The organism is Roseovarius halophilus (ex Wu et al. 2025) (assembly GCF_047086965.1).
Window position 1 is genome coordinate 1 of record NZ_JBKOTX010000514.1, and the last position, 821, is coordinate 821.

The following is an 821-nucleotide window of genomic DNA, read 5'->3' on the forward strand; positions in this document are numbered from 1 at the left end:
TGCGCCACCAAACTGAAAACGCGTAAACTCAATCAAGGATGAGCCAGAGCCTCCAAACGAAAGCACGCTCTGATGTCCCAAATTATCTGAAGACGCACAGCCACGCAGACCGGCAACATTGCCTTCATCGGGCGCCGAAGCGGATACGGTCTCATGGTCGAGATCGAACATCCGCAGAATGCGCGCACGATCTATGCCCATCTTAGCGCCACGAGCGAGACGATCGAGGTGGGTCAACGAATTGCCGCGGGTGACGATTTAGGGAGCGTCGGATCGACAGGTACCTCGACCGCACCGCATCTGCATTACGAGATCATCGTTGACGGGCAGCCTGTACCGCCACTGGCGTACGAATGGCTCGTCAAGATGTCCACTGAGCGACCGGATATCCATTCCGCCCGAATGCTACTCGACCGCGCCAAAAATGAACTGACGAGAGTGCTTGGAATTGAGCAATTTAACCGTCCCATCGAAGAAGGCTGACACCGCGTCAACGTGATCGGCGACTTCAGCTCCGGTCCGGCGAGGCGACCGGTCAGCTTTCCATCCTTCTCCCGGGACGCATTCCGGGATGCAGCGTGCGAAAACGGAGTACGTTCCGCGAAGAATCGGGAGGTCCGTGTTGCAAGAATTTGGAACTGTCGGTAATTCGCGCACGCGGCGAATGACCGTTCTGGTGAAGCCGTACGGCAGAGACGTGTCCAGCGATGAATGGTAGTTTCGGGCCGTTCGCCTACTACTTAAACGGGACGACGTTTGAATCACCGTTGGCGAAAGCGACTGCGCCTTCGTTGCGAATGGTGCTGACTGCCTCTTCAAAT

General features: G+C 56.5%; 1 protein-coding gene. It reads left to right on the top strand.

Annotation, left to right across the window (positions count from 1 at the left end):
* The first annotated feature begins 153 nt into the window (after positions 1-153).
* Positions 154-483 carry a M23 family metallopeptidase gene (locus ACH107_RS33220; RefSeq protein ID WP_412509842.1) on the top strand — a complete coding sequence of 110 codons (330 nt, stop codon included), beginning with the start codon at positions 154-156 and terminating at the stop codon, positions 481-483.
* The last annotated feature ends 338 nt before the right edge of the window (positions 484-821 follow it).

Bases quoted from the DNA above. Each gene is read 5' to 3' on its own strand.
- ACH107_RS33220 (WP_412509842.1), top strand. From the start codon at position 154: ATGGTCGAGATCGAACATCCGCAGAATGCGCGCACGATCTATGCCCAT.